The organism is Streptomyces misionensis, assembly GCF_007896895.1.
Taxonomy (GTDB): domain Bacteria; phylum Actinomycetota; class Actinomycetes; order Streptomycetales; family Streptomycetaceae; genus Streptomyces; species Streptomyces misionensis_A.
The window spans coordinates 1-974 of record NZ_VOGW01000022.1 but is presented as its reverse complement, the minus strand read 5'-3'; the positions used below and the strand labels follow the sequence as shown (position 1 = coordinate 974).

The 974-nt window shown below is 76.3% G+C and carries 1 protein-coding gene; it reads right to left on the bottom strand.

The window, feature by feature from the left end; all coding sequences use genetic code 11:
- Positions 1-76 precede the first annotated feature (76 nt).
- Positions 77-974 (bottom strand): RluA family pseudouridine synthase (locus tag FRZ03_RS03945; RefSeq protein WP_186785239.1); only part of this gene is annotated, 898 nt, incomplete at its 5' end.

Here is a 974-nt window from a genome sequence, read left to right as displayed (position 1 = left end):
GACCCCGGCCCCCGTCCCGCCGAAGGGGCCCTGGCGGCGGCTGCTGCGCTGGTGGCGCGGCGAGTGAGCCGGCCGGTCACGCCCAGTCGGTGCCGGACCAGGCCGCCAGGGTGCGCCCGCTGGTGAAGGCGTGCTCCACGCCGGTGACCGGGTCGGTGAACTCCAGCCCGCGCGCGAGCAGTTGCAGCGGACGCCGGAAGTCGCCGGCCGGTCCCGGGTCGGTCACCACGGGGTAGAGCGGGTCGCCGAGGATGGGCACCCCGAGCGCGTTCAGATGCACCCGCAGCTGATGGGTCTGGCCGGTACGCGGCAGCAGGCGGTAGCGGCCGAGCCCGTCCCGCCGCCCCAGCAGCTCCACCCGGGTCTCGGCGTTGGGCTCGCCCTCGACCTCCCGGGCGGCCAGTGAAGCGCGTTCCTTCACGATCCGGCTGCGCACCGTCCGCGGCAGCGCGAGCGAGGCGTCGTACGGGGCGACGGCCTCGTACTCCTTGCGCACCCGCCGGTCCCGGAACAGCGTCTGGTACGCGCCGCGTTCCTCGGGCCGCACCGTGAACAGCACCAGCCCGGCGGTGAGCCGGTCCAGCCGGTGCGCGGCCGTCAGCGTCGGGATGCCCAGCTCGTGGCGGAGCCGGGCCAGCGCGGTCTGGGCGACATGGGTGCCGCGCGGGGTGGTGGCCAGGAAGTGTGGTTTGTCGGCGACGACGATGTGCGCGTCCCGGTGGACCACGGTCACCGGGAACGGCACCGGGGTCTCCGCGGGCAGCTCGCGGTGGAACCAGACGAACATGCCCGGCCGGTACGGCGCGTCCGGCGGGACCGCCCGCCCGTCGGCGCCGATGATCCGCCCGGCGTCGAACATCGCCTCGACCATGCCGGGCGCCGCGCCCGTGAGCCGCGCCACCAGATGCTCCCGCACGGTGGCCCACGTCCCGCCCGCGGGCAGCCGCACCCGCACGGGGTCCACGCCGTCGCGC